The 26634-nt window shown below is 58.9% G+C and carries 16 protein-coding genes, 6 pseudogenes and 1 riboswitch; of the genes and pseudogenes, 14 read left to right on the top strand and 8 right to left on the bottom strand.

Features of this window, described 5'->3' with window-relative positions; genetic code table 11:
* The first annotated feature begins 78 nt into the window (after positions 1-78).
* Entirely contained in the window at positions 79-681 is a 603-nt protein-coding gene (locus tag SO140_RS22520) for an SPASM domain-containing protein (protein WP_498543159.1), read from the top strand.
* Between the two features lie 969 nt (positions 682-1650).
* On the opposite strand, the pseudogene SO140_RS22515 reads toward SO140_RS22520, so the two are convergent.
* Positions 1651-2090: pseudogene (locus SO140_RS22515) on the bottom strand (IS5 family transposase); the annotation flags it as partial.
* Between the two features lie 385 nt (positions 2091-2475).
* Here SO140_RS22515 and SO140_RS22510 point away from each other — a divergent pair.
* The 3 genes and pseudogenes from SO140_RS22510 to SO140_RS22500 all read left to right on the top strand — a co-directional run.
* Positions 2476-2859, top strand: a pseudogene (locus SO140_RS22510) (carbamoyltransferase N-terminal domain-containing protein); the annotation flags it as partial.
* Between the two features lie 59 nt (positions 2860-2918).
* Positions 2919-3098, top strand: a complete 180-nt coding sequence (locus tag SO140_RS22505; RefSeq protein ID WP_498543158.1) for a hypothetical protein — start codon at positions 2919-2921, stop codon at positions 3096-3098.
* 84 nt (positions 3099-3182) lie between these two features.
* Positions 3183-4285, top strand: a pseudogene (locus tag SO140_RS22500) (S-(hydroxymethyl)glutathione dehydrogenase/class III alcohol dehydrogenase).
* 267 nt (positions 4286-4552) lie between these two features.
* On the opposite strand, the pseudogene SO140_RS22495 reads toward SO140_RS22500, so the two are convergent.
* The 3 genes and pseudogenes from SO140_RS22495 to speD form a co-directional block, all read right to left on the bottom strand.
* Positions 4553-5362, bottom strand: a pseudogene (locus tag SO140_RS22495) (IS630 family transposase); the annotation flags it as partial.
* A 291-nt stretch (positions 5363-5653) separates the two neighbouring features.
* On the bottom strand, positions 5654-6685 hold the full coding sequence (locus SO140_RS22490) for a spermine/spermidine synthase domain-containing protein (protein WP_498543157.1): 1032 nt from the start codon (positions 6683-6685) through the stop codon (positions 5654-5656).
* A gap of 256 nt (positions 6686-6941) precedes the next feature.
* Positions 6942-7349, bottom strand: coding sequence for an adenosylmethionine decarboxylase (gene speD, locus SO140_RS22485; RefSeq protein ID WP_449378417.1), 408 nt, complete (start codon positions 7347-7349; stop codon positions 6942-6944).
* Positions 7350-8825: 1476 nt separating this feature from the next.
* On the opposite strand from speD, the gene SO140_RS22480 reads away from it, so the two are divergent.
* On the top strand, positions 8826-9665 hold the full coding sequence (locus tag SO140_RS22480) for an RMD1 family protein (RefSeq protein WP_498541620.1): 840 nt from the start codon (positions 8826-8828) through the stop codon (positions 9663-9665).
* A 323-nt stretch (positions 9666-9988) separates the two neighbouring features.
* Here the strand turns inward: SO140_RS22480 and SO140_RS22475 are convergent.
* Positions 9989-10207: pseudogene (locus tag SO140_RS22475) on the bottom strand (transposase); the annotation flags it as partial.
* Positions 10208-10224: 17 nt separating this feature from the next.
* Here SO140_RS22475 and SO140_RS22470 point away from each other — a divergent pair.
* The 4 genes from SO140_RS22470 (at position 10225) to SO140_RS22455 (ending at position 13016) form a co-directional block, all read left to right on the top strand.
* Positions 10225-10416: a hypothetical protein gene (locus SO140_RS22470; protein ID WP_498543156.1), complete on the top strand. Its 192-nt coding sequence runs from the start codon at positions 10225-10227 to the stop codon at positions 10414-10416.
* Between the two features lie 3 nt (positions 10417-10419).
* Entirely contained in the window at positions 10420-10674 is a 255-nt protein-coding gene (locus tag SO140_RS22465; RefSeq protein WP_498543166.1) for an ATP-binding cassette domain-containing protein, read from the top strand.
* Positions 10675-10965: 291 nt separating this feature from the next.
* Positions 10966-11769 carry a hypothetical protein gene (locus SO140_RS22460; RefSeq protein ID WP_498543155.1) on the top strand — a complete coding sequence of 268 codons (804 nt, stop codon included), beginning with the start codon at positions 10966-10968 and terminating at the stop codon, positions 11767-11769.
* Entirely contained in the window at positions 11769-13016 is a 1248-nt protein-coding gene (locus SO140_RS22455; protein ID WP_498543154.1) for an alpha/beta hydrolase, read from the top strand. Before SO140_RS22460 ends, SO140_RS22455 begins: the two co-directional genes overlap by 1 nt.
* A gap of 520 nt (positions 13017-13536) precedes the next feature.
* Here the strand turns inward: SO140_RS22455 and SO140_RS22450 are convergent.
* The 3 genes from SO140_RS22450 to SO140_RS22440 all read right to left on the bottom strand — a co-directional run bounded on the left by SO140_RS22450 (position 13537) and on the right by SO140_RS22440 (position 18455).
* Entirely contained in the window at positions 13537-14691 is a 1155-nt protein-coding gene (locus tag SO140_RS22450; protein WP_498543153.1) for a ribonucleotide-diphosphate reductase subunit beta, read from the bottom strand.
* 10 nt (positions 14692-14701) lie between these two features.
* Positions 14702-17605 (bottom strand): ribonucleoside-diphosphate reductase subunit alpha, encoded by a 2904-nt coding sequence (locus SO140_RS22445; RefSeq protein WP_498543152.1) that lies wholly within the window; start codon positions 17603-17605, stop codon positions 14702-14704.
* Between the two features lie 122 nt (positions 17606-17727).
* Positions 17728-17944: riboswitch (cobalamin riboswitch) on the bottom strand.
* 64 nt (positions 17945-18008) lie between these two features.
* Positions 18009-18455: a glycosyltransferase gene (locus tag SO140_RS22440; protein WP_498543151.1), complete on the bottom strand. Its 447-nt coding sequence runs from the start codon at positions 18453-18455 to the stop codon at positions 18009-18011.
* Between the two features lie 546 nt (positions 18456-19001).
* Here SO140_RS22440 and SO140_RS22435 point away from each other — a divergent pair.
* The 5 genes and pseudogenes from SO140_RS22435 to SO140_RS22415 all read left to right on the top strand — a co-directional run.
* Positions 19002-19583 carry a hypothetical protein gene (locus SO140_RS22435; RefSeq protein WP_498543150.1) on the top strand — a complete coding sequence of 194 codons (582 nt, stop codon included), beginning with the start codon at positions 19002-19004 and terminating at the stop codon, positions 19581-19583.
* A 1357-nt stretch (positions 19584-20940) separates the two neighbouring features.
* Complete coding sequence (locus tag SO140_RS22430) at positions 20941-22011, top strand: Gfo/Idh/MocA family protein (protein WP_498543149.1); 1071 nt, start codon at positions 20941-20943, stop codon at positions 22009-22011.
* 1073 nt (positions 22012-23084) lie between these two features.
* Complete coding sequence (locus tag SO140_RS22425; RefSeq protein WP_498543148.1) at positions 23085-24158, top strand: DUF2169 family type VI secretion system accessory protein; 1074 nt, start codon at positions 23085-23087, stop codon at positions 24156-24158.
* A 57-nt stretch (positions 24159-24215) separates the two neighbouring features.
* Entirely contained in the window at positions 24216-26237 is a 2022-nt protein-coding gene (locus tag SO140_RS22420; RefSeq protein ID WP_498543147.1) for a pentapeptide repeat-containing protein, read from the top strand.
* A pseudogene (locus SO140_RS22415) lies at positions 26227-26595 on the top strand (pentapeptide repeat-containing protein); the annotation flags it as partial. The gene SO140_RS22420 and the pseudogene SO140_RS22415, both read left to right, overlap by 11 nt.
* Positions 26596-26634: the final 39 nt, after the last annotated feature.

The following is a 26634-nucleotide window of genomic DNA, read 5'->3' as shown; positions in this document are numbered from 1 at the left end:
TGTGAGTATGCCTGTCCATAAGGACAGTTCTCAACACAACGGTCCACCTGACAAGGCGGCCCCCAGCGGAGGATTACGATGGTCGAGCAGGCTCACGCGTGTGGCCATGGCATCCGAATCTACACAACGCTTGTGGGAATGAACGAGCGCGATCTACGCCGCTTACAGCTGCTGCGCTTTAAAGCGTTTGTAGTCCACGTATTTGATAGCGGCGAGCACATGAATAGCCGCCTTGTCAGGAAACCTTATCTCGATTTTTTCCGTCAATTGGTGGACGCAGACATTCCCTCGATACAATTCCTTGCCTTCGGCGAGATCCATCCTGATCTCGTCAAGCTCATCCCCGCCGAGGCGCTGGTTCGCAAGGGATCGCTGATTAGCAGGGGTGGAAGCGTCGACCCTAAGATCGCTGAACCACGAGCGCCGATAGCTGGAGTTCTCACATGTGCTGAAGGAAGGCATTATCGCAATGTTCTTTTGCCAAACGGCGACATCACACTCTGTTGCATGGATTTCGAGAGGCGCCATGTTTTTGGAAATCTTCTACGTGATGACTACAACGAACTCTTCGAAGGGCAAGATTTTCGGCAGATCGTTGATCGTATGAACGGGGCGAGTGGCTTTCTGCTTTGTAGAATGTGTGAACACGCCAGGCCAAAGTTGCTGGATCACTGGCGTTGATCGCCAACACGTCGCGCATGCACTGATCGATCAGCCGACCGTATGGTGTGGAGTTGCTTCGCGCTTTGTATATTCGGCCGAAACGCCCGTGACTTGAGCGCGTCGCAAGCGATTGGGCTCTATGCGCTGTGTGTGTCGTGCCGGGCCCGGCCTGCCGGTGGCGCTTTCTCGCGCGTCCTGGTTGGACGACTCCGCCGACGGTGTCACGCGGCCGGCCAAATAGGAGATCACTTCAATCCAATGAGCCTGTATTCAAAAAAGGAGGACGTTCGCGTCACCCCGGCATGACTTCCACGTGGCCTATCAGGCGTGCGCTCTCGAGCGCGATCGCCACTACGATCGCGAAGACGAGAAGTTGTATGGCGGGCCAAGAGCGACGGCTGAAAACCCGCATCCTTCAACCAGCTCAATCGACTTCTCGAACCGCCGTCGCGATTTGGAATCCGTGCGCCTACTAGCGGACTGGGTAGCCCTTTCGGCTCCCTGCTTGAGACAGGTTCTCTGACTTTCAGCTTTGGAACGTTGAGCAGGTGCTCCGCTTCCCGGCGCCCGCAAGGGCCGACGGCGCTCGCGCTGCGGTCTCCCCGGCCTTCGGCGCTGCGCTTGAGCAGGCCAGGCGATGCCACTCGGTAGCCGCGCCCCTGCGTGCGCCCCCCTCCTTCTGGGGCTCGGCAAGACGTTTCGGCCCCGGAGTCTGGTGCAGACTGTAGTTTAGCTAACTATCAGCTGGACCACCTTCCAGGTCGGCACGGCGTCCCTGCGGCGGACGGGGAGAATAGATTGTCCGATTTTTTTCGGCCTAGTATCGTATTCTACGACGAGGACGTCATCGACCTTTACCATCGGATCTGCGCGCTGTATCGATAAGTAAGGAAGATGCAGAAACAAAGGAAAAGTAGCCGTGCGACGTCCGATCTTAAAACGTCCCACGAGACTCGTTTTGTTCTCTACAGACATCTGGCGAAGCTATTGTGTTGCATCGCCCTTCTGGCCCGCAGCGAGCATGAACCATACCGGACATCCCAAGCCGCGAACGGTCATATGTACCTTCGGCTCAGGCCGCCGCGCGAGCGGCAGGCGCCTGATCTTCAGCCCCCCTTTTTCGCCCCGGCGGCGTTCTGATCCGCCCGGACGATGGTGGAATCAACGATCAGATATTCGAAGTCTGGATTATCGGACATCGCCTCGAAGATCCGCCACCCTTGATGCTCCATCGACTGAAGCGCCGGAATACGCTCTTCCGAACGCCTCCGGAAGGTCACGCCAGGGTGAGCCCGTGCGCACGATCCAAAGCACACCTTCCACACACATCCTGTGTCCCGCCCGGTCGAGCCCTTCTGATCGGGCCGGCCTATGATCAGCGGCGCCAGTCGCTCCCAGGCGGCCTCGCTCAACACCAAACGATCCATCACACCCGAGGCCGCCTCCCAAAAAGAGAAAAGGGAATCTGCGAGCAGCCGTCTCTTTCTCGTTCTGCAGATCGAGATTCAAACGCGCCCCATTCCAGGTCCCACTTCCTAGCGCGGAGCAACTTTAGGCCAACTTTGGTGTCGCTCGCCGAGAGTCCACAACGCCGCGTCTCCTATAGCCCGCTGACGGTGCGGGCAGTCACTGCACATCACGTGTGTGGTTACATCAGACCGAACATGCCTGAGTCTGCAATCAGACAAACCTGCTAGCTGAAACGACATTCGGGAGCGAATACATCGCGCGATTCCGCTGGTTCGCTTGGCCCAGTTTCTGCATCGAGATACGGCGGAAGCTAGATTTTTGGACGTTAGACATGGAGGCGCTATGCGAATTTGCGGCCTCAAATTGAGCCATGACGGAGCGATTGCTCTTATCGAGAACGGACGGCTTGTCTTTTGCGTGGGGCAAGAGAAGCGGAATAACAATCTGCGGTATCAAGCTATCGAAACTCTTGATGCCGTTATCTCCACCTTGGCGGAGCACCGGCTGAATTCGCGCGATGTTGATCAGTTCGTGATCGACGGCGGCGCGGACGGCCAGTCCCAGGTGCTCAGTGGTACTGAGTTGGTCATTCTCAAATGGGGACCGTATGTGGAACCTCATGCGGAAGGGCTTGTCACTTCGTACGACGGCTCTGGTCTGATTCTCGAACGCAAAGCATTTCCCTATAGAAGCTATTCACATGTCTCGGGCCATGTGGCCTCCGCATCACGCCGAATGCGCAAGTATGTCAGAGACACCTGGAGGCCAGCACCGCGGTTGCGACGGTGCTCACCCCAGCGATCGGCTACGAGCGTCCGGCCAAGCTGGCGAAGAAGATGCTCATCTCGAGCAAAACAATCCGGGAGGTGCTCGACGACCAGTCGGATCTTTTCCCGGACTTGATCGCCCAAACGACTGATTCGCATCGTCTTACAAGGCCGACGCGAACGCGAGCGGCACCATAGATCGCGATCACTGACGCAAAGAGAATTACGGGGTGACGAATGCTGATCGTCGTCCTGCAGAATTTGTCACTCGAAGGAGCATGTATGAAATCCAGAGCAGCCGTCGCCTGGGAAGCCAAGAAGCCGCTGTCGATAGAATCGATCGAAGTCGGCGGTCCGCGACAGGGAGAGGTGCTTGTCGAGATCAAGGCGACGGGCATTTGTCATACCGACGCCTACACGCTGTCGGGTCTGGACTCGGAAGGTAAATTTCCAGTGATCCTCGGCCACGAGGGCGCGGGAATCGTGCGCGAGATTGGCGAACGTGTAACCTCGCTGAGGCCAGGCGATCACGTCATTCCGCTCTACATGCCGGAATGCCGGCAGTGCACGACCTGCCTGTCGCAGCGGTCCAACCTGTGCACTTCGATACGCGCTACCCAGGGCCAAGGTCTAATGCCTGACAAGACGACCCGCTTCTCCTGCGACGGACGTGAAGTCTTCCACTACATGGGCTGCTCGACCTTCTCAAATTTCACGGTGTTGCCGGAAATCGCTCTGGCGAAGGTCCGCGAAGACGCTCCCTTCGACAAGATCTGCTACATCGGATGCGGCGTTACGACCGGAATCGGTGCGGTGATCTACACAGCGAAGGTGCGTCCGGGATCGAACGTAGTGGTCTTTGGCCTCGGCGGCATCGGTTTAAACGTCATTCAAGGCGCGCGAATGGTGGGCGCCGACAGAATCGTTGGCGTCGATATCAACCCAGCGAAGGTCGAAATGGCCAAGAAGTTCGGTATGACGGATTTCATCAGTCCGTCCGAAGTCGGTCATGACAAGGTCGTGCAGGCGATCCAAGACTTGACGGACGGGGGCGCCTCGATGCCACGGGCAACGTGAACGTCATGCGACAAGCGCTCGAATGTTGTCATCGCGGTTGGGGTGAATCGATCATCATCGGTGTCGCGGAGGCCGGCAGGGAAATATCGACCAGGCCGTTCCAGCTCGTCACCGGTCGTGTGTGGAAGGGCACCGCCTTCGGCGGAGCACGCGGTCGCACGGACGTGCCGCGGATCGTGGACTGGTACATGGAAGGCAAGATCAAGATCGACGATCTGATCACCCATACGATGCCTCTCGACGAGATAAACACAGCCTTCGATCTCATGCATGGGGGCAAATCCATTCGATCTGTCATTGTCTATTGATCGCGACCATTGCGCTTTACGAGGAGGGAAGTATGACGAAAAGACTGTTGCATCGGACGATTCATGACGCTGGCTTTCGCGGAGGAAGCTCCTCATTCGCGGGAGGTCGCCTGCCATTGAGACCTTGCCCCCTGGACTTACCCCAGATTGACGTTCGCTCTGGCGCATATGAGGACCAGAGCATGAAGCGCAGCCGCCTTTCTGAAGAGATGGGGTATTCGGTCCCGGTCGCCTGACCTATTTGCCGTGCGGCCGGCCTCAGATCAACACGTTGTTGAGCACCACGCGAAAGCGCTCCGCTGCACGATAATGGATATCGGTAAGGTCGCGCATGCAGGCAGCGAAGTCCTCTGCGACCCGGCGCTCAGTGATCTTCACTCTGCGCCAGGGGCGACTTACATCGACGAAGACAAACAGATTGGCGGTACCGTTGCGTCGGTACTCGCAGTCGTAGCGCTCGAGCTGCCACGGCTTCGCCGGGATCGGCTGGCGAACCTCGCCGATCAGCTGGATCGGGCTCTCGTCAAAGCAGACCACCGGGTGCTTCGGATCGGGTGCCTCGGCATAGAGATCGAGAACGTCCTCCATCCGGGCGACGTAATCGCCGTCAACCTGGGGAATGCACCACATGTCCTTGCGCCACGGCTTCAGACCGTTCTCGGCCAGGCGGCGGCGCACCGTCTCGGGCGACAGGCTTCCGTGCGCGGTCAATGTGACCATTGCGCCCGCCAACAGCTCCAGCGTCCAACGCGCGCGCCCTGCGGGCGGGCTCGAGCGGGCGGTCGCCACCAGCAGGGCTTCCTCCTTGCCGGTGAGCTTGCGCTCTGCTCCGGGGCGCGGTTCTTCGCTCAGCGCTCGCTCCAGGTTGCCTTCGACAAACCGCCGCTTGGTCCGGTAGACCGTCGAGCCGCCAACCCCGACGCTTGCAGCGATGTCCTCGTCGCTGACGCCGGCGTCGGCAGCCAGCAGGATCTGGGCTCGCTTGAGCTTGCGCGCCGCCTGCTTGCCGCCGCTCATAAGGTGCATGAGCTCTGCACGCTCGCTTTGGCTCAATTCGACCCGATAGCGTACATTCATCCGTGCCTCCTCGTGTTGAGGCACGGATCACCAGCTGAATCGGATGGCCGGCGTGAGTCGCTCGGGAAAAACCTTCACCGCCAAGCAGGGCCAATATCTGGCCTATATCCACCTGTACACGCGGTTACACCGCCGTCCCCGGCCGAGACCGACATGCGGGAATACTTCTGCGTCAGCCCGCCATCGGTTCATCAGATGGTGCTGACGCTCGAACGGGCAGGATTCATCCGAAGGCGGCCGAGGACACCCCGCAGCATCGAACTGCTCGTTGATCCCAGCCAACTGCCGGACCTACTCTGATCCAACGCTCAAACGGTCAAATTCACCGTGCAGAGGTACCAGTTGTGCGAGTATCTTATCGAGATCGCCCATCTTATTATCTTCAAAGATAGGCCCGTCCGACGCAAGTAGCCTTTGCGCTTGTGAGCAATGGGTACAACACGACCTAAAGAATTCACCGGTTAAGTGAGAGAGAGATGCCTCCAAGCGTTTTGAGATTGTCGAATTCATAGCCGACGCGGATAGTCGGCTCGGGTCGAACCAGTCAGATGCGACGAGAAACCCCCAACCTCGCAAGAATGACGGAATCAACGCGCTGTAAGTATGAACTTGCTCAAAGACGCTCTTGAGCGTTCGCGCCAGCATTGCATGAGCGCGGCCGTCAGCAAAAGAAAACCTCAGCGCCTGAACGGCAACAACGCCGCCAGGCCTCAGCCGCCTTTTGATACGCAGATAAAATTCCCGAGTGTAGAGAGCCAGCGCCGGGCTGTCGGAAACGAGATCGCTCAAATCGATGACAATGACATCATAAAGATCTTGGTCGTTTACGATGAACTCTCTACCATCCGAGAAAACGAGCCTGCATCGGGGATCATCGAAGGCTCCTCGATGCCAGTCTTTCAGATATTTCCGGCACACATTAATCAGTTCGCTGTCGAGATCAACCATCGTTGCCGTCTCGACCGACTTATGGCGTAGCGCCTGCCAAATGGTCGCTCCTTCTCCCCCGCCGATAACCAGTACATTCCTAGGTGCTGGATGAGCGAGCATCGCGGGTTGGACCAAGAGTTCGTGATACAGTTCCTGATCCAAAGCAGCGCTTTGGATCATGCCATCCAAGAAAAGAGTGACGCCATGATTCGCGGTCTCCGCAACGCATACAGTTTGAAAAGGCGTATGGCCGAGATGAATGATGCGGCGCAGACAATAGCTGTATCTATCGAAGAGATCGCTGTCTTCCGAGAACGCAAGATAAGTCGGATGTTGATTGCGTTGCCTTGACACCTCGGGTTTGCGCGTATGCGAAGAAGAATTCTCACTCATCATTCGATGACCTTACGCTTGAAGATCAATGGAGTTTTGCAGTGCGGACGACAAATCCAGATGCGGTGACTTGACGAGATCGGCGCGAAACTATGTCTGTCTGTCAAGACTATGAGGGTGAGCGGCAGTAGCCCGATGCGAGAGATCCGGCGGGCCGAACTGATCGGCTCCCTTGGTGCGTTGTGCCCTACTGTCGACGGGTCATGACCACCAATCGCATGCCCCTCCCGCGACCACGTCTGGCTGCGGCGCACCCTTATGGGCTTTGGTCGTAAGTTCCACTTGCCTGACCGCTACCTCTTCTCACACTGCGGACGTCAGATCGTCTAGGCTGGAAAGCCTCGATCAAAACCGCGACTGCACTTTTTGCATCACCGCTGCCACAGACAAAAACATCAGCAGCCACGTAGCCGCTCTCAGGCCAAGTATGTAAGGTCATGTGCGATTCGGCCAGCAACGCTACTGCCGAAACGCCGTGACTTGGGACGAACCTATGCACATGAAGGTGGATCAGCGTCGCTTTCGCTGCGCGAACGGCTTTTCGGATTGCGTCTTCCGCGATGGACGGATCGTAAAGGTGGTTCGCTTCCCAAAGGTCAAGCAGGATATGAGATCCACCAATAGAGTTTACCGGTCCAGCATCAATCGCTCCGTCATCGGTCATTTTGCATTCTCAACTGAATTTTCGATCCGATAGTCCTTTTGAAGGCGCGGGGCAATTGCCAACGGAAGACGAGGCGACACGATCGCAGGTATTGAGAGAGGTGTGACGCAGCGCGGTGAAATCAAACCGCATCGATTCTTCTCCCCTCCCGGCCTCGCGTTGCGCGCACGACATGTGCCTTCCGAAACAGCTAACTTAGCTGATAGGTGAAGAGCAAGAAAACTATCAACTCTGGTAGTATGGCCGTGCCTAAGTCCGACTGGCGCAGCAACGCTCGCGCAGCCGCCGGGCGCTTACAGAAAGGCAATCAGTTTCCGACGAGCACATCCAAATGGATTGTTGCGAGCCCGTTTTTGGCGGTGCGAAGTTGTCCTCTATGGTCCGGCGATGGCCTTCCACCGACACCGGCTTCTGCATGAACGTGCCCCTCGAGATCTGCGATGAACGGCATCATCATTGATGCGAGGGTTGGTTCAATACTCTCATGTTCGGCAATTTGGAAAAACTTGGGGCGCTGACGACAGGATCTGCATTACCCGGTAAAGGTCCACTTCCTTCACAGCCCAATGCTTGCGCTGCGATTCAAATTCGTGGAGCATGTCAAGCGCCGTACGATTGAGGTAGATCGTGCTGTTTTGGAGCGGAGACACCTCGGCATGGAGTGGCATTCAAATGAAACTCCCCGCGGTCCGTTAAGCTGACCAACATGCGCAATCTCGTCCGGCACTTCTTCCTGCATGATCAAGCAACCAAGAGGGAGCCGGCCCACCAATTCCGGCAGGTTGTTAGCGGCGAGAGCGAAGCGTAGATGCTGGCCCGGAGATAGCGCATGTTCTACGTTTACAAGTACGCGCGCATGCCCGGCCGGGTAAATGGACCTTTGCGTTGCAGCACTCGAAGTTGGAAGACCCGAATTGGCAGCGCGGAGGCTTTGCCCACAAGGCATTGACATATGCACGGAACCAACCACCAAACCGCGACATGGCTCCCTCGGCTCCGTGCAGGGGCTTGATTGCTGCGCAATGATCGTGCGGCAGAAACTCAAGTAGAAGCGGATAAGGGATGGAGACTCACCAGCCCATTGCCCATCCTTGACATGCTTCGCTGGGTCGAAGTGTACGCGCCAGCCTCAAGCATGAGACAGTCACTTGCTTGATATTCGCTTCAGTCGCGACAATGCGCCGCCGAGCCGCCTGATCACGAGCGGAACATGATCGCATTAAACGGCGCTCCCGAACGAACAGTAGGTGCAACTTGCCCAAGATGACAGAAAGCCGACCTCATCGCGATGGAAGTGACTGTGTCCTCGCGTGCGCGATCCGACGAGCGTAATCGACTTTTATCGCGAAGATTGTCGGGACAGTGCGACTGATTACATCCCTGCAAGGATGGCGGCCCTTTCGGCGTGCGGCCGTCGCGTCTCGACGAGCAAGCAAGCAAACGGGTGATCTGGATCTGTCCAATGAGGATTTTCGTGTGAACGCCGATCAACTTTCTGTGGCCACGTTCGCAACATCACCGGGGCAGGACGCCGCGCCGAGTTTGGAGTTTCGTGCTCTGATGCTGGGCGACCGCATCAATGCGGCGGGCCTGGAGATCGGAACGATGGTGTCGTCGACGCCGGCCGCTTTCCGGGTCCATGCCGGGCTCGCCGTGATCTTCCGCTACGGCATCGTGGTGCTGATCGGCCTCTCGCCCTCCGAAGAGAAGGTTCTGGTCGACACCTTGAAGCCGCGCGTGATCGGCGAATTCAGTCCCTACGAGGAAGAGACCGCGCAGGCGCAGCTCTGCAACGATGACGCCTCCGAGACTATCCAGCCTGGCGGGCCAATCTGCATCGCCAAATTCTCCGACGACCGGCTGCTCCTAATCGCGGACGCGATCGCCAAGAGCACCGCGCTTGCCCGCGACGAGCGCCGTGTCGGCGCCGTGTTCGACGTCATCGAGCCCTTTGCGCGAGAGCTCGCCCAGCGCGGCCGCACGCCGCGCCGACGCAAGGGAATCCTGCAACTGATTGGTAACGTGCTGTTGGTGCAGCAGCGCGTCGCTGGCCGTGTCGCCGTCGCGGAAAAGCCTGACGTGCTCGGGGAGAGGCCCGGGCTCGACCGTCTCTATTCGCGTCTGGAGGACGAATATGAACTGCTTGAGCGTCTCGACACGCTCGAGCGCAAGCTCAAGGCAATCTCCGAGACTGGGAATGCGCTAACGGATATTATCGACACGCAACGCTCTTTTCGCCTGGAGGTCGCCATTGTCGTGCTCATCCTGATCGAGGTCGTGATCGGCTGCGTCGAGATCCTCATTGGAACTCACTAGCGATTACGTTCGCTCAATCGCGAAGTCCTAAGCGTCTACGAGCATTTCCGATATAGCATCGGTGGCCAGAGCTCCCCCCAAGCCGTTCAGTTGGCTCGACGTTTGCGAGACGTGTTCCGCGCTCCGGGACGCCTTCCCTCCCATTTCGCTGGGGCAGCAAGCTGGCCAAACGACATCGGCGGCAAAAAAAAGCCAAGGTTGCCAGATGCAAGTCCAGTCAGCACAGCAAGAGACTAGCTAGGGATTTTAGAAGCGGTCGGGCTGAATTTTGGGCTGCCCGAATGAGCGATCACAACGCTGGCTGGATTACGAGAAGATCATTATTTCGTCTGGTGAAGCAGAACGGTAGCTGCCTCGAAAAAGTAGGTGCGGAGAAGACGGTCACCCCATCGGGATATGTTGCCATTGATGTCGGTCTCGCCAGACTGGCTGCCCGGCGGGCTTAGACCCAGATAGGCGCCGACGCTGGATGCCGATCGAAATCGCGATGGACGATCGATCGCATGACGGAACCTCAAGGCAGTCACACCGCCGACGCCCGGCCGAGGGTGGTCGTAGCATGCTTGACGAGAAGGGCAGAAACCGCGAGCATGTGGGCATGGCCTTTCAAAGCTTCAATTTGTTTCCGCTTCGGACAGGGCTCCAGAATGTCATGATGGGGCGCGTGTCGGTTCAGCGCCGAGACAGGGCTGAGGCGCGGCAGCAGGCGCTGGCGTTGCTCGAGAAGGTCGACATGGCCGAAAAGCGCTGACCAATATCCGCCCGCCTCTCCGGTAGCCAACTGCAGCGCATGGCAATCGCCCGCGCGCTCGCGATGCGACCCGCCGTTACACTCTTTGACGAGGCGACATCGGCTCTCGACCCAGAACTCGTGGGTGAAGTGCTCCGCGTCATGAGAGAAGTGGCCAAACAAGGCACGACGATGATCGTATTCGCATACGAGATGGCCTTCGCCCGTGGCCAAGCGATTGCGGCATTCATCAGCGAGATGCGTCAAGGCGCGCCCTAGCCAGCTTGATGTCTGCTGTCGGACTTGTAGCACTCGGCGTCGCACTCGCGTGGTGTCACGAGGATGTTTGGAGCAATACGCTGCTACACCGAACTCCCGCCTACGCGAACTTTGCCTGTCTAAGCGGATCACTCCCCATAAATGATGAGCCAAAAGGGAGCTTGTTCGTTCGACCGAATGGCTCGCGGGCAGTGCGTGTTTCGGATCTATTTGCAACCTAACATCACCTGTGATACCGCAATGAAGCTATTACGACTTTAAGTTACTTTTTGATGGATTTTGGAGGCACGGATGTCATTCGCCGCGCTGGATATCCCGCAAAAATCGATCAGGCCGAGCCGGCGTATGACCGCGAATGGCGTCACGGCCCTCCTATCGATTTTCGCGCTTTCAGCAACCGATGCTTTGGGCGAGGAATGTGGCTGCCGCTTCCAAAAGGCTCGGTCCGAATCCACAGTCGGGACCTGCGCGGTCCGGGAGGACATGGCGCGCGATTGCGACCTGGTCTGGGGAGCGCCGGCCGGTTCTAAGGAAGCCAATGCCGGGCCTTCGGACAACGACGCCATCTTCTCGGATCTGACCAAGGCCGCCAATGCCGGCCGTTCGCCAGACGCCGACAAATTCGCTCCCGGCGCGTCAGGGATGTCAGACCCTGGTTTCTGGAACCAATTCCGAAATGAGGTGCGCCGGCGCTCTCAGATTCCGGATGGCGCGAAAGCCAGCACGTTCGATCACGCGTTGGCTTTTTTGGCCAACCAAGGCGCTACATCTGATTTCCGGCAGTATACGCTCGCCGCCATCATCTTCACCACGGCCACCAACTTAAGCCAAGGCCGGATCGATCCAGAGCTTCGTCTTGCGATCGTTACTGCCATGATGAGCAACCGGGATAAGCTGACAGCTTTTGTGAGTGGCGGGTCCGAGCCCAGTCAGTTCACCATGCCTTTGACGGTCAAGTCGCCGGTAGCTCCATCCAACCAGGTGACGCTGAACGGACAAGTGACGCGAGGTTGCTTCGACATCTGGACCGAGGCGCCGACCGTCGGATCGCTGGTCAAGGCGCCCTGGGCCTCCGTTAAAGGAGGCCGATGCTAATGAGGATCGTCTGGCTAGCCGTACTGCTTGTTCTGGCAAGCATTTCTCTCGCGAGCGCGCAAAGCGTCCGCGTTATTGAGTGGAGCCACGGCCGCTCTCCAATCGCGGTTCTCTTCCTTCATGGCCTGGGCGGCTGCGCGGTGCCTTCAGGAAAGACCGCGAGGGAATCTTGCGCCGATGGCGCGATCGACAGCTTCCGCAATCCCCAGAGCTCCAAGAGCTGGCCGGAAATGATTGCGTCGGACGATTATCGTTTGGCGGCGGCGGCTCTCCGAGATGTATTGCCGGCTCCTCTCCGCCTTGAAGATTTGGGCGTCTGGGGCGTCGACTACAGCCGATTGACGACGTCGGGCTGCGCCACATTCAGCGTGCCAGAGGCCGCGAGGCTGATCCGCGGACAAATCGAAGCGAGCAGGCTTTTCGAACGCTACGAGCAGGTCATCATCGTTGCCCATAGCATGGGCGGCCTGATTGCCAAGAACATGCTTTTGTCGTGGCAAAATTCCAACGATCCCGACGGAATGTTGGCCCGCACGATCGGCGTGCTGCTGCTCGGCGTGCCCTCTCAGGGGAGTGATATCGCGCCAGCGCCAGGCGTTTTGCGGTATGTGCTCGAAACTCTCGGCGTCGATAAACTCGCAAACGCTTGCGGCCGCCAGGTCAAGGACTTGTTTGCCGCGGATGAAAACACTTATCTTCGCGACCTTGAGCGACGGTGGGAGCAGCTTCTCAGCGCACGCCGGTCAGCCTCCCATTCGCAAGCCCCGCTGGTTTATTGCGCGTACGAGACAATGCCGGAGCCGATTGCGACGAAGTATATAAGCGCTACCGTCGTCAAACAACTGTACGCCCAGACGCAATGCAGCGACGAGCAATTTGCCATTCCAACCTACCATACGATGCTTCCAAAACCGCTGAACATGGAAGACGACGTGCATCGTGCCTGGTTCGCCCGCCGTTTGGACGATCTGTTCCGTCAGTGGACTCAGTGGGACTTCGTCCGTTTCGACTTCCTCGCGAATGACACACTCGAAACCTTCGCCCGAGCTGTGAATCGCAATCAAAGCGCGTTTGTACTCGATGTCGCCGACGTCAAGGATGTCAAAGTCGCCGCTGGCAAATTCACGGCGCCGGACAACTTCGCCTTGGCGACGAAAGTCGCGAATGTGAATTCGCTTTGTCTGAATCAGGAATGGCCTGATGGCAAACCGGGCCACGTGTGGATGCGGCCTATGGGAAAGTGCTGACGCGCGGCGGTGTTCGTACGCAATGTGCCCACGGATAAGCCGTCCAATGCCATCTCGGCCGTGAATTTTCATCGCGCATCAAAGGAAGCCAGCGGATCTAGAATCGCTAGATCGCGGGCATTCGTTCAGCAGCGTCACGTGGAGAAAGGAAGGCACCTGACAGACGCCTCCCCTCGTTAGCCTAGATTACGTAAGTAAGGAGAATATACAGAAGCAAAGGAAAAGTCGCCCGGTAATCCAGCCGTGCCACGTCCCATCCTAAAACGTCGCACGAAATTCGTTTTGTTCTCAACAGACATTTGGCGAAGCTACTGGAAACCAAAGATTTCCCCTTGGTAGGCGCACCAGGGCTCGAACGTGGGACCTGCTGATTAAGAGATAGCGACGGTCGAGAACAATCAATATTCGTCGCACGATCATAGCGATTGACTGCCTGCCGGGTATTCGCGCGAGCAAAGGGGCTCTCACCGAGCCGAGTGCGCGCGTCAGAAACCTGACGCGCGACTGCTGCTACTCGACGTCAATCCCAGCTCAGTGCACCGCCGTTCTGGTATTCGATGACGCGGGTCTCGAAGAAGTTCTTCTCCTTTTTTAGGTCCATCGCCTCCGACATCCACGGGAACGGGTTCTCGACCTCGGCGAAGACGGACACAAGTCCAATCTGCGCGCAGCGTCGGTTCGCGATGAAGTGCATGTATTGTTCGCACAACGCAGCGTTCAGGCCGAGGAAACCGCGGGGCATCGTATCGCGACCATAGGCAGCCTCGAGCTCGGCTGCCTCCCGGATCATGCCGCGGACCTCCTCCTGAAACTCTGGCGTCCACAAATGCGGATTCTCGATCTTGATCTGGTTGATCACGTCGATGCCAAAGTTCAGGTGAATGCTCTCATCGCGCAGAATGTACTGATACTGCTCGGCGATGCCGACCATCTTGTTGCGTCGGCCGAGCGACAGGATCTGCGCGAAGCCGGTGTAGAACCACATTCCTTCAAACACGACGTAGAAGGCAACCAGGTCGCGCAGGAAGGCTCGGCCATGGTCTGGCGTTCCCGTCTGGAACAAAGGGTCGTTCAGATGCTGTGTATGCTTGAGCGCCCAGGCCGCCTTGTCGGTGATCGAGGGCACCTCGCGGTACATGTTGAACAGCTCGCCCTCGTCCAGGCCAAGGCTCTCGACGATGTACTGGAAGGTGTGGGTATGGACCGCCTCCTCGAAGGCCTGCCGCAACAGATACTGCCGGCATTCCGGATTGGTGAGATGACGGTAGATCGCCAGCACGATGTTGTTGGCAACGAGCGATTCCGATGCGGCGAAGAAGCCGAGGTTGCGCTTAATCGCGCGCCGTTCGTCCTCCGTCAGGCCGTCCCGCGACTTCCACAGCGCGATATCGGCCTGCATCGAGACCTCGGTCGGCATCCAGTGATTGTTGCAGCCGGAGAGATATTTCTCCCAGGCCCATTTGTACTTCAGCGGCAAGAGCTGGTTGACGTCGGCGCGGCAGTTGATCATCCGCTTCTCGTCGACGGACACGCGGCCGCCCGTGCGATCGATCGCGCCGAGACCGGTCCCATCTGCCGGCTCGAGCTTGAGCTGGGTCTGTGGGTGGAGCGCGGCGGTGAAAGCCGAGGCGGCCGGAGCGGCCGCCGTGGTTTCGGTATCGGACCAATTGAGCATCGTCATTTCCTTACTGACACACTTCACATTCGGGATCTTCGATCCGGCAGGCCTTGATACCATCGAGGTCCAGGGCTGCCGCGGCTGGCATTATGATTGGGGCGTGCGAGGCCGCAGCCGATACGGAGACCGCGTTGAGTTTGCCGTCGGTGCCCTTCAGGGTCGATTTTTCGACGTGCGTGGCGCTGCTGGAGCGCAGATAATAGGTGGTCTTCAAACCGCGCCGCCAGGCGAGGCGATAGAGCGCATCGAGCTTCTTGCCGGAGGGATTGGCGATGTAGAGGTTGAGCGACTGCGACTGGTCGATCCATTTCTGCCGCCGTGCGGCAGCCTCGATCAGCCAGGCGCTATCGATCTCGAAGGCCGTCGCGTAGAGCGCCTTCAGATCCTCCGGGACGCGATCGATCTGGCCGACGCTACCGTCGAAATATTTGAGGTCGGACACCATCACCTCGTCCCAAAGCCCCCTCGCCTTGAGGTCGCGGACCAGGAACTCGTTCACGACCGTGAAGTCGCCGGACATGTTCGACTTGACGAACAGGTTCTGGTAATTCGGCTCGATCGACTGCGACACGCCGCAGATGTTGGAGATCGTCGCTGTCGGCGCGATCGCCATGACGTTCGAATTGCGCATGCCGCCTGCCACTATCTTCTTGCGGAGGCGATCCCAGTCAAGCGTCGAGGAGCGATCGACATCGAGCCCGCCGCGCGAGTCGGCAACGAACTGGATAGAGTCGAGCGGCAAAATGCCCTTCGACCATAGCGAGCCCTCGAAGCTCGGATAGCGGCCGCGCTCGGTGGCGAGATCGGAGGATGCCTGGATGGCGTGGAAGGAGATCGCTTCCATGCTGATGTCGGCGAAAGCGACCGCCGCTTCGGACGCGATCGGGATACGCTGGACCTGAAGTGCCTCCTGGTACCCCATCAGGCCGAGCCCGACCGGCCGGTGGCGTATGTTGGAGCGGCGCGCTTCCGCGATGGTGTAGAAATTGATGTCGATGACGTTGTCGAGCATTCGTACCGCCGTCGTCACCGTCCGCTTCAGCTTGGCCTGGTCGATACCGTTAGCTCCGACATGGGCGAGCATGTTGACGGAGCCGAGATTGCAGACCGCGACCTCGTCGGCAGAGGTGTTCAGCGTGATCTCGGTGCAGAGGTTCGAGGAATGGATCACACCCATGTGGCGCTGCGGCGAGCGCAGGTTGCAGGGGTCCTTGAAGGTTATCCAGGGATGGCCGGTCTCGAACAGCATGGTCAGCATGCGGCGCCAGAGGTCGGTCGCACGCACGGTCTTGAACACACGCATGCCACCGGCCTTCGCCTTGGCTTCATAGGCCTCATAGGCCGCCTTGAAGGACGTCCCATACAGTTCGTGCAAATCGGGCGTCTCGTCCGGCGAGAACAGCGTCCACTCGTCGTCGGCGTCAACGCGCTGCATGAACAGGTCCGGCACCCAGTTGGCGGTGTTCATGTCGTGGGTGCGGCGGCGGTCATCGCCAGTGTTCTTGCGCAGATCGAGGAATTCCTCGATGTCGACGTGCCAGGTCTCTAGATAGGCGCAGACCGCGCCCTTGCGCTTGCCGCCCTGGTTGACGGCGATCGCGGTGTCGTTGGCCACCTTCAGGAACGGGATGATGCCCTGGCTTTCGCCATTGGTGCCCTTGATGTGGGCTCCGAGGCCGCGCACCGGCGTCCAATCGTTGCCGAGGCCGCCGGAGTACTTTGCCAGCAGCGCATTGTCCTTGATCGACTTGAAGATGCCATCGAGGTCGTCCGATACGGTGGTGAGGAAGCAGGACGACAGCTGCGGGCGCAGCGTGCCGGAATTGAACAGCGTCGGCGTCGAGGCCATGAAGTCGAACGACGACAAGAGATCGTAGAACTCGATCGCCTTGGCTTCGCGGTCGAGCTCTCGAATTGCCAGGCCCATCGCTACGCGCATGAAGAAGGCCTGCGGCAGCTCGATCCGCTTGCCTTGCTGATGCAGGAAATAGCGGTCGTACAGCGTCTGAAGGCCGAGGAACTGGAAGTTCAGGTCTCGCTCAGGCTTCAGCGCCGCGGCGATGCGGCCGAGATCGAAGCGGGCGAGTTCGGGATCGAGCAGTTCGGCTGCGATGCCGACCTTCACATAGGCCGGAAAGTATTCGGCATAGTGCGTCGCCATATCGCCCTGCGAGGCCAACGTCGTAACGCCGTGGACATGCGACAGCACCTCGCCGCGGAGCTTGTCGAGCAGCAGGCGTGCGCTGACATAGGCATAACTCGGCTCCTGCTCGACCAGCGTGCGCGCGGCCATGATCGAGGCCAGCGCCAGCTCGTCCTGGCTGATGCCGTCGTAGAGATTGCGGGTGGTCTCGGCCAGCACGGGGGCTGCGGAGACGCCGTCGAGACCGTCGCAGGCCTCATTGATGATCAGTTCGAGCCGGCGCGTGTCCAGACCGACGCGCGAGCCGTCCGGCAGCGTCACGTGAAGGATCGGTGCGGCGATGGGCGCCGGCTGCGCGGCCGCTTCCTCGGCGCGCTGGCGGGACCGTTCCTCGCGGTACAGCACATAGGCCCGGGCGACCTTGTGGTGCTCGCTGCGCATCAAGGCGAGTTCGACCTGATCCTGCACATCCTCGATATGAAAGGTGCGCCCCTCACCTGCGCGGCGCATCAGGGCTGCTATGACTTCGGCCGTCAATTGCTCGACGCTCTCGTGAACGCGGCGCGAAGCAACCGCAGTGCTGCCCTCTACCGCGAGGAAAGCCTTGGTCATTGCGACCGCGATCTTGGCGGAATCGAACGGCGAGACCTTCCCGTTGCGGCGGATGATCTGCATGGCCGGCTCGCTGGAAGCAGCCGCAAGTGACTGTGGACGCAACTGGATGATGGGTGCGGAAGCGGTGTCCGCGTCGTGCAGGTTCAGTGACATCAAAGGGCCCCGTGATGCGCGCGTTGTGTTTGGACGGGGCGATAAGGAAGGACGCTGCCGGAACGCCGGCAGACGTGTTGCCGGACGGTGCGTGCAAGCGACCGCCGGACACCCCGCCCGTGGACGTTCAGATCGTCACGGCAGGTCTCCTGGCTCGCAGGTCGTTGCTTGCTTCCTGTCTTCCCGGCGCGGGCGCACCAGTGACGTTGTCCGGAAGCAGCTCGCTGCTGACAGTTGCGGGGGCAGCGCCGGAATTCCGCACCAAAGGCGCAGTTCACCGGCTTCCCTCTTAGCCACTACATCTTGCGACGCAGTAGGACCGTGACACCCATATATGGAGATATTCGAGGCAAGCTGTCAATGATTGATTTCACGGGGGGCGCACGCGGACGGCCATCCCCAATCAGTTATCGAGTATTGACGAGCTCAAGAATGCTTCTGATCGTCGCCACCATAGTCGATTCGCACAGCCGGCTAATGCTCTCAATCCTTGCTCATAGCGACAAAGCTTTTTAAGCGCGTCGAGGCTTCTCTCGGCGCCGGCTCTCGCAGCTTGCTTCATCCCTTTGAGCAAATTCCGATCGAGCGCAAGCTTTTCAATTCTATTGGCAAATTCGCAAATCTGTCGCGGCTGGCAAAGAAAGCCGTTTACGCCATCCTGTATGAGCTCCGGCAGTCCACCAGCGGCGGAAGCAATAACTGGCACCCCGAGCGCGAGCAGCTCTAGCACGACCTGGTCGACCATCGAGCCGCGAAGGCAGCACCAGCACATCGTATGATCCAATCCATGGACGGACGGACTTCCCCAATCGTCCTTTTCTGCAAAGGGCATGAGGCGTACGCGCACCATGGACTTCCAAGCAGCTTCATCTCTGTCCTACGCCAGTGCTCTTGCGGAGGATCGCAAAATCGTACCTGGCACCAAGTGGGGTGGGGCGTTCGGATCTCGGCAATCGGCTCGAGATTGTCCCAGGCTTTTGAGGTCGCCCCCTTATAGCCTGTGGATCAGGTCGAGATTCAGTTTTTGAAATTCGATTTCAGTTGCACACGCACGAATAGTTTTCTTGCGTTTGTAGCCGATGGCCCATCTTTGGCCGTTCGCCGCGGGCCGCCTAGACATCCCAAATCAAACCAGACGGGGCTTCAACAGAAAAAGGGCCGTCTCATCATTGTTGCTTTAGCCATGAAACCTGCGCCTGCTTCGATGATTGCGTGCAATACTCTGCGATCCGGCCAACTGACCGCGCTAACATTGATCCAAGCGACAGCAACACGTTAGCCATCAATGGATAAACTCAAGCGCACGTGTAAAGAGTTCGACATGCAACATCAGCAGCCGCCACCGAGTTGCCCTGACGATAGGCACCCAAGCGTGCCACCCAGGAATCCTGGTTGGGTGAGCAGCAAGATAGAGGAACTTCCTGCGGGGACCAAGTTCAACCATGCTAATAGGGATGGAGTGTGGGGCGGCGCGGGGCAAAGCGGGCATTCGGGCAAAGCTATTTGGATGGCTTTAGAGAATGATGTGAACGCTGCACACGGCTATGCAGGTAGTTCTGGGCGGTACTCCATTGTCGAGGCGCGAGAGCCACTCAAATTGGCGGTCATGGACGAGTGGTATGATCAAGTTGAACCTGACGAACTGGGCGCATGGGCTGCGATGGCGCAGAAGCATGGCTTGGACGGAGTGAAAACGGAATATGAGAGCTCCTACGAGGTCGTTCTGTTTGACACAAGTAAGGTTAGAAGTTTAGGTGAACGTCTTCTGGGCCTTCCCGGCGAGATAGGCGTTGTGGTCCTCCCCGAACAGGAGCACGATCCAGAAAAGACTTGGCCGGAGATGGAAGTCTCGACGTTCTCAACTACTGAGGATTCGAAATCGCGCTCGAGATCAGTGGTCTGTGGTCAATGTGGGATTTCGGACGTGTCGTCGGTGGGAGCTGGGACCATGGCAAGCAACCGGCCCCCGACGCGCTGATCGGCGCATTGAACAGAATGGGCGTCCTGCCGAGGCTGTTCCAGCCGACAAATCTGTACATCCGCGGTTGGCCTTACACGGCGCGATTGGACGCCGGACGACGGGAGGCAACCCCGAACAATGCGCAAGGCCACATCATTACTCTAGTTCCTCGGCTTGAACGCGGCTGAACATCAGACACTTTATAAGTGCTGGCGCTGGAGCGCATTTGGGTTGGTCGGCAGTTACGACCGCAGTTGCCGCAAAGTGCAGGACATCCAAGGAGTCTTTGGGCCCAGTGTCATGCATTGCCCCACTGAGGCAGGTGGGTGCTGGGCTCGCGAGATTTGCGCCTAAAGCCTGACGTCGGCTCAGTATGCGTCGCCTCCTTCAAACAAGGTTTGCACGAGGTCTTTGGTGGCACGGCAATTGCTGGAACGTGGACGTCGGTCCCTGCCAACCTTTGGTTCTGATGTTCTTGCGACTTGAATCATTGCCGCAACAGAGAGCCAGCCGCGACAATGCATCCGCAAAGTCAGGCGCAATTGGCAGGCCCGACTCGATCTGGCCGCAGGTCTAACAGTTAATCCACCGGATCAGTCATCTGGTGGGACGTTCGGAGGGGAGCTGAAATGAGCGTCAAAATAGGAACTCTCAGGACGGAGGTAATGCGGGCCAAACATACTACGATACTCCCGCAGATAAATCCCGGTGTTTACCTTGCGGGGGTTTTGGACGCCGATGCAGCTCGCGCGCAGGAGGCTCCCTATGGAGCATTCGCCCTTCGGCGCTCCGAAACGCGGGTGGCCGAAGTGGTCTATCGGTCGGGCGGCCGTCACGAATTCGTGGGTCCACGCGATCAACATCAGCGGTTGGCTTTTGAAATCGAAGATGGTTTCTGCGCACGTGGAGGGCATGCCCAACGGTGAACCCCTCGCGACTCGATGTATACCGACAAGAACGAGATCGGCGGAGGTTTACATAAACGCCAGTGCGGCATCACGTTCATGTCGAATTGATCGGTCGGCAGGGCGCGGTAGTCGCTGGCTGCCGCATCGCTTCGGCTCTTCAACAGAGACAGCCTCGGTGATCATTTGTATTCAGACAATGGGTGCTGCCGAGATTGAGGACGTTTACCGCAGGCAGATGGCTGAATGGATCAGCGCAGCAAAAGCCGGCCCTTCCGGTCGGGCGAACGTATGACACCTTTGTCGCCTCGGCCGTCGCAGAGAAACTCGCCGAGCCTCGCGCCGGAAATGGCGTGGTATCTCCTAATTGGACCACGTCGCCGTATGACTGACAGATAGAGGGTGAAGACGCCGAACGGAATTCTATCGGTCTCGCACGCAATTCGATGCGAGCCATGTGAAAGGAAACGATGATCAACTATGCAGTTGTCGGCGCGGGCTCGATCTCGCAACAAGCCTTTCTGCCAGGTGTCGGACAGTCCGCAAACTCAAGGGTTGCCGCGATCGTGACCGGCGATCGGGACAAGGCCGCCAAGTTGGCGGATTTTTATGCTATTGGCCAGATCGTCGACTATGGCGAATACGATGCCCTTTTGAAGAGCACTGACGTCGACGCTGTGTACATCGCTCTACCCAACCACTTGCATGCGGACTACGCTATTCGCGCCGCTCGCGCCGGCAAGCACGTCCTGGTGGAGAAGCCGCTAGCTACCAGCGAAGAAGATGCTTCTGCCATGATCGCCGCTGCGCGCGACTCTGGTGCGTTTCTGATGACCGCGTACAGGCTTCATAATGAACCTGGAACCGTCGCGATCCTCCAACATATCCGCAACGGCGCGATCGGCCGACCACTTTTCTTTCAATCGGTTTTCAGTTTCCAGACGGCGGCAGGGAACCACAGACTAAAGGCCGCGAGTTGGGGTGGACCACTGCAAGACGTCGGTGTTTATTGCGTCAATGCCGCTCGTCACATCTTTGCAGAAGAGCCGATCGAGGCCATGGCGATGGCGCACCGACCGACTGATGATCCGCGTTTTCGCGAGGTGGAAGCGTCCGTCGCAGCTATGCTGCGTTTTCCCTCCGGCGGTTTGGCGCAATTCGTCGCCAGCTTCGGGGCGGCCGTCGTCGACAATTATCGGGTCGTCGGAACAACGGGCGATCTCGAACTCGACCCAGGCTTTAGGTTCGAGACGGCAACAAGATTGCGCCTGCGCCGTGGCGGCGAGGTCGGCGAAACCCACTTCCCGCAAATCGACCATTTTGGTGCGCAGGTGGAGTACTTTTCAGCTTGCATCGAGGCTGGAACGCCGCCCGAGGCTGATGGCGATGAGGGATTGGCAGACTTGCGCGCACTAATCGCAATCGAAAAGGCCGCCCTGACCGGACAGCCGCAAACCATCTCATCCCCTCCGCGTGCCCGGCATCCAACGCCAGACATGGTGCGATTTACCCCTTCGACCGATCGACGACTGGCTCTCTGAGGAGACTTCTGCCTGCTTCTCTACGCGGGCGACACGAGTTCGACCAGCTTGTGAACCAGCCTCGCGCAACCGACGATCTTCCGGCTGAAGAGGTCCATGATCACGGCCAAGCTACACCCAACCTCCTCGCAGTCGGAATGTACGTGATATCGACAGTTGGATTCGGTTCACCGCGGCGGCCGTCAGAGTTGCGATCGTGAGCTTCTGCGATCAGCAGGCCATGATGAGCGCAGCGTGCCATAAGAGCGCGGATGCCGTGCCGATGAATCAGGTGTTCGATCCGGGCCACGCCGTCGCCACGTCCCCGCACTCGCAGCGCAGCATGGAGCCGCGCTGCTATAGCGTTTCGCACTGTCTTAATTAACCGTCGGATATCGCCCAAGCGCGCAGCATTTGTCGTTCTGCTGTATTCACCCCGCTCACGCGAGGTGAAAGCCACTCATACACTGAAACGTGCGAACTATTTTGTTGCGCCCAGCGTAGTGGTGAGAGACCGAGCTCCCTTATCCGGCCTGCGGACGTTTTTACTGCACGAAGTGTGTCGGGCGCTGCAATGATATTTTCGTGGCTCGTTGTAGGCCGGTACTCACAAGCACTTAATCTCAATCTGTCGCGGGATACCGCGAGTGTGGACTGTTTGCTGTGGACACCAAGCCAGCCGCGGAACGCGCGAAGAGAGGAAGTGCAAACGTTGTTTGAAACGCTGCCAGTCAGTCGTTGCTATAATGCGCAGGCAAGATATTTCCCTTCAGACGGCGACTGAGGCTCCCGATCCCACTTTGATCAAAGACGCGCGACAGACCACGATTGCTGTCTCGAACACGACAGGCGTTGTGCGTTCGTCAGAAACGGGACACGGACAAGCGGCCGTGCTCGCGAAACGACTTCGTTTCCCGCGATTATCGCGGCGACCGTTTGAAGGAGATTGTTGCACCCAATCGCACGATGCCCTCTTCAGGCGAACGACTGCCATGCGCGTCAATTCACCGCGCCCGTGGCAACGGATCAATTCGTAACTCTGTCACGCCGGAGAACTAAGGTTGCGAACGTGGGACATTTAGCGGGGCGCTCTCATGCCCATTCTTATAAAGCCCCGAACGCTCGGTCTGCTGACTAAATGCGAGCGCCGCCCTCGCGGGGCAAGCCTCATCATTTCCGTCTACGCAATGTTCGACCTAGCCAACCCAGGCGCTGACCGTCTGGAAGGCGAGCAAGAACTTTGGGTATTGGGCGCGAAAGAGCTTCCGCCCGGCAGCCCGCTTGACATCGGGATGCCCAAACCACAAGCGGAAGTGCTCATCGGTGGACATGCGGCGGCGCCCAAGGGACGGCCGACCCAGCGCATGATGTTAGGATGGTCGCTCGGACCGATGCAGAAACGCCTTTTAGTGACTGGCGATCGTTATTGGCAGATGACGACCTCCGGCTGGCGACCAACAGCTGCCAAACCTTTCCGGCAGATGCCGCTAACGCGGCAGCGCGCCTTCGGCGGGGTCGGACATCCCTCGAACCCGACCGGCATCGGCCACGACGCTTTTGGCCGCAGCATGGCTGGCGAGCTGGTGGCGCTACCCAATGTGGAGGATCCCGAGCACGCGGTCCAGTTCATCGAAACAGCGGCGGAGCCTGCGGCGTTCGGACCAATGGCACTCGACTGTCAGGAGCGCCTGCGATACGCCGGCACTTACGACACCGCCTGGCTGAAATCGGTCGCTCCGGCGTTGGCGCTTGATGTCGATCCGCGCCTCTTCCTGTTCGCACCGCCAGACCAGCGCCTAAGCGGCTTTCTTTGCGGCGGTGAGCCGTACGTGCTGCAAAACTTCTCCTCTGAACAGGCGTTGATCGAAGGCCACCTGCCCACGTTTCGCGTGCGCTGCTTCATCGGCTGGAGCGATCCGGCGCGCGCCGTTAGCGAACTTCAGACGCGCATCGACACGCTGTGGCTGTTCGCCGGTGCCCGCCGTGGCATCATGATCTACCGCGCCGCGATTGCCGTGCAGGAAAATGACGGCAGTGACGTTACCGACATTATGGTCGCCTACGAGCTACAGAGCGACCCTGCGCGGTCGACAGACCATTATCTGAATGTCAGGCGGCTGCGTCTCGATCCGAGAACCGCCGCGCGCTACGCCTTTGCGGAACATTAACTCACGCCCGAGCTTTCGACTGCCGAAAGCGAACGTCGCGCAGCACGGCGAGAAGAATTGGCCAAAGAACGTGCAGCGCAGCAGCAGGCCTCCAGGCGCTGGGCGCTCGATCAGGAACTCGCCCGTGTCGACCTTCCTCCTGTGCTGCGTCCTACAATCGAGACTCCGCCCGTTGAACCATCAAGTATTCCCGAATTGTTGCCCGAGCAACTCGAAAGCGGCGAAATCGACTTGGCCGAGATCCTCGACGCGGTGGAGGCTGTCTACGACAAGGCCAGCTCCGACATCGACAAGCTCGCGGCTCAATGCGAGCCCGTGCGCGGAGCTTATGAAAGGCTTTCGAGCGGCAATGCCGCATCGACCGATATCGACGCACTGCTTGCCGCGATCGGCAGCATGGACGCTGCGCACGCGATGGACACAAGCTTTGAGCAGATCCCGTCATTGGCTGCATTGCCGCCGGAGATCGATCCGGCCCTCCTGCACGATCTCGACACTACGCTCGCGGGTACGAAGGATTGGCGTGGTGAGATTGTTGGCGCTGCAACCCCGTCTGTCGACGAGCACAAACAACTCGAACTTGCGCATGCTCGCTTCTTTGGCCTGCCAGCTGGAAGACCGCTTGAGTCGATGCGAACCGCGTTGTCGGACGATGCTTTTTTACCACCCGACATCCCCTCCCTTGCGCTGCCAGAGGAAGCCTACGTCAGATGCGAGCCGCCACCGCGACCCACCATTGATGAGATCGCGGCGCGGATCGAGAACCGTGGCCTACCCGCTGAAACCGTGCAGCCTCTATTTACGGCCTTCACCGATGCCGAGGCGGCGCTCAGCAATGCGCTCCCAGCGTTAGCCAGCGATGGTCGCGCACCGTTCGAGGCCTTGATCGGGACCGATCAGCCGCCGCTCGCCGATACGCCCGACGCGGCGCTGGACATGGCTATCGTGGAAACAAAGGAAGCGGTGAGAAACCTTCGGACTGAGATCGACAAAGCCGAAGGTCAGCTGACAACCGCCATGGCAGCAGTCAGGCTGGCCTCACCCAAGCCGCTCGAACCTCAATCGGTGCTGGCTCCAGCTGTGGCGCGCGCGCTGGGCGACGTCGTTGAGGAAGAATTCAGCCGCGTCCGTTCGCTAGCCGGCCGCGATCTTGCCGGCGCCGACCTCTCTGGCAGGCAATTCGTAAAAGCGGATCTTTCTGGCGCCTTTCTCGAACGCGCCAAGCTGAACGGAACCAACCTCGCCGGCGCCAAACTGATGAAGGCCACACTTGCCGGCGCGGTGCTCGTCAACGCCGATTTAAGCGCGACCGACCTTACCGACGCCAATCTCGGTCAAGCTGACTGCCGTGGGACGCGTTTCGCAAGTGGCCGGCTTGTTCGTACGAACGTTCTCGGTGCACGAATGCTGGGCGCGTCCTTCGACCAGGCGCATCTCACCAATCTTCAACTGTTGCAAGTGCCAATGATCGGGGCAACGTTCCGCTCTGCAAAGTTGCAGCAATGCGGTTTCATTCAATCCGCCCTGGACAATAGCATATGGCAGGGTGCTCTCCTCCAGCAAACCCAGTTCTTGGACTTGTCGCTGTCTGGTGGGGCTTTTTCCGGCGCCCGCCTCGCGCAAACCTGCTTTCTAAAAGTGGCAGCGCCGCAACTCGATCTCAGCGCCTCGGAATTCGACCAAGTCAGCTTCATCGGCGAGATCAACCTGCGCAATGCCCGCTTCGACCGTAGCAGCGGGGACAGGCTTTCGTTTCAGGACGCCGACATCGCCGGCGCCGAATTCAGCATGGCGCGGCTTAACGGTGTCTATTTTGGCAAGTCAACTCTGTTGCACGCGACCTTCCGAATGACCTCGCTGAAAGGTGCGGTCTTCACCGGCAACGATCTGCGCGGCTGCGATTTCTATGCCGCCAACCTGCTCGAGGCACATCTCAATCAGGCTGATCTGGCCGGCGCCAGTTTGCGCCATGCAAATCTTTACGGTGCCGACTTGATGGATTCGACATTGGTCGCAGCGGATCTGAGCAATGCCAATATCGATCGCACCGTCCTTATAGTCCCTCGCCATGTCAATTGATCTACTGCTGCAATCAATCGCCCACCGCGTCCCGATACGCCAAGTCAATCTCGATGGCGAGACGCTGTCTGGACTACTCCTGAACGAGGGCATCGTGCTGAGCTCCTCCTTTTGCAACAGCGACTTCAGCAGCGCCTCCCTGACTGGCATGACGTTTCAGGACTGCGACTTCAGCGGCGCCTTGTTCGCCGACGCTTGCTTCGACAAATGCACGTTTATCAGTTGCTGCGCGGGCCATTCCAACTGGCGACGGGCGACTTTGGTCCAGTCGACGTTGATGTCTTCGGATCTCAGCCGCAGCGACTTCAGCGAGACGCGCTTCACCCAAACGACAGCCATACGCTGCGTCCTGGCCTACGCTGTCCTGCGTGACGCCACCCTGTCACAAAGCGCCATC

This window comes from Bradyrhizobium sp. UFLA05-108 (genome assembly GCF_059803455.1).
This window is presented reverse-complemented; position numbering and strand designations above follow the sequence as displayed.

Coding starts and splice junctions, on each gene's coding strand:
- SO140_RS22520 (WP_498543159.1), top strand. CDS start 79: ATGGTCGAGCAGGCTCACGCGTGTGGCCATGGCATCCGAATCTACACA.
- SO140_RS22490 (WP_498543157.1), bottom strand. CDS start 6,685: ATGAGTGAGAATTCTTCTTCGCATACGCGCAAACCCGAGGTGTCAAGG.
- speD (WP_449378417.1), bottom strand. CDS start 7,349: ATGACCGATGACGGAGCGATTGATGCTGGACCGGTAAACTCTATTGGT.
- SO140_RS22470 (WP_498543156.1), top strand. CDS start 10,225: ATGCTTGACGAGAAGGGCAGAAACCGCGAGCATGTGGGCATGGCCTTT.
- SO140_RS22460 (WP_498543155.1), top strand. CDS start 10,966: ATGTCATTCGCCGCGCTGGATATCCCGCAAAAATCGATCAGGCCGAGC.
- SO140_RS22455 (WP_498543154.1), top strand. CDS start 11,769: ATGAGGATCGTCTGGCTAGCCGTACTGCTTGTTCTGGCAAGCATTTCT.
- SO140_RS22450 (WP_498543153.1), bottom strand. CDS start 14,691: ATGCTCAATTGGTCCGATACCGAAACCACGGCGGCCGCTCCGGCCGCC.
- SO140_RS22445 (WP_498543152.1), bottom strand. CDS start 17,605: ATGTCACTGAACCTGCACGACGCGGACACCGCTTCCGCACCCATCATC.
- SO140_RS22440 (WP_498543151.1), bottom strand. CDS start 18,455: ATGGTGCGCGTACGCCTCATGCCCTTTGCAGAAAAGGACGATTGGGGA.
- SO140_RS22430 (WP_498543149.1), top strand. CDS start 20,941: ATGATCAACTATGCAGTTGTCGGCGCGGGCTCGATCTCGCAACAAGCC.
- SO140_RS22425 (WP_498543148.1), top strand. CDS start 23,085: ATGCCCATTCTTATAAAGCCCCGAACGCTCGGTCTGCTGACTAAATGC.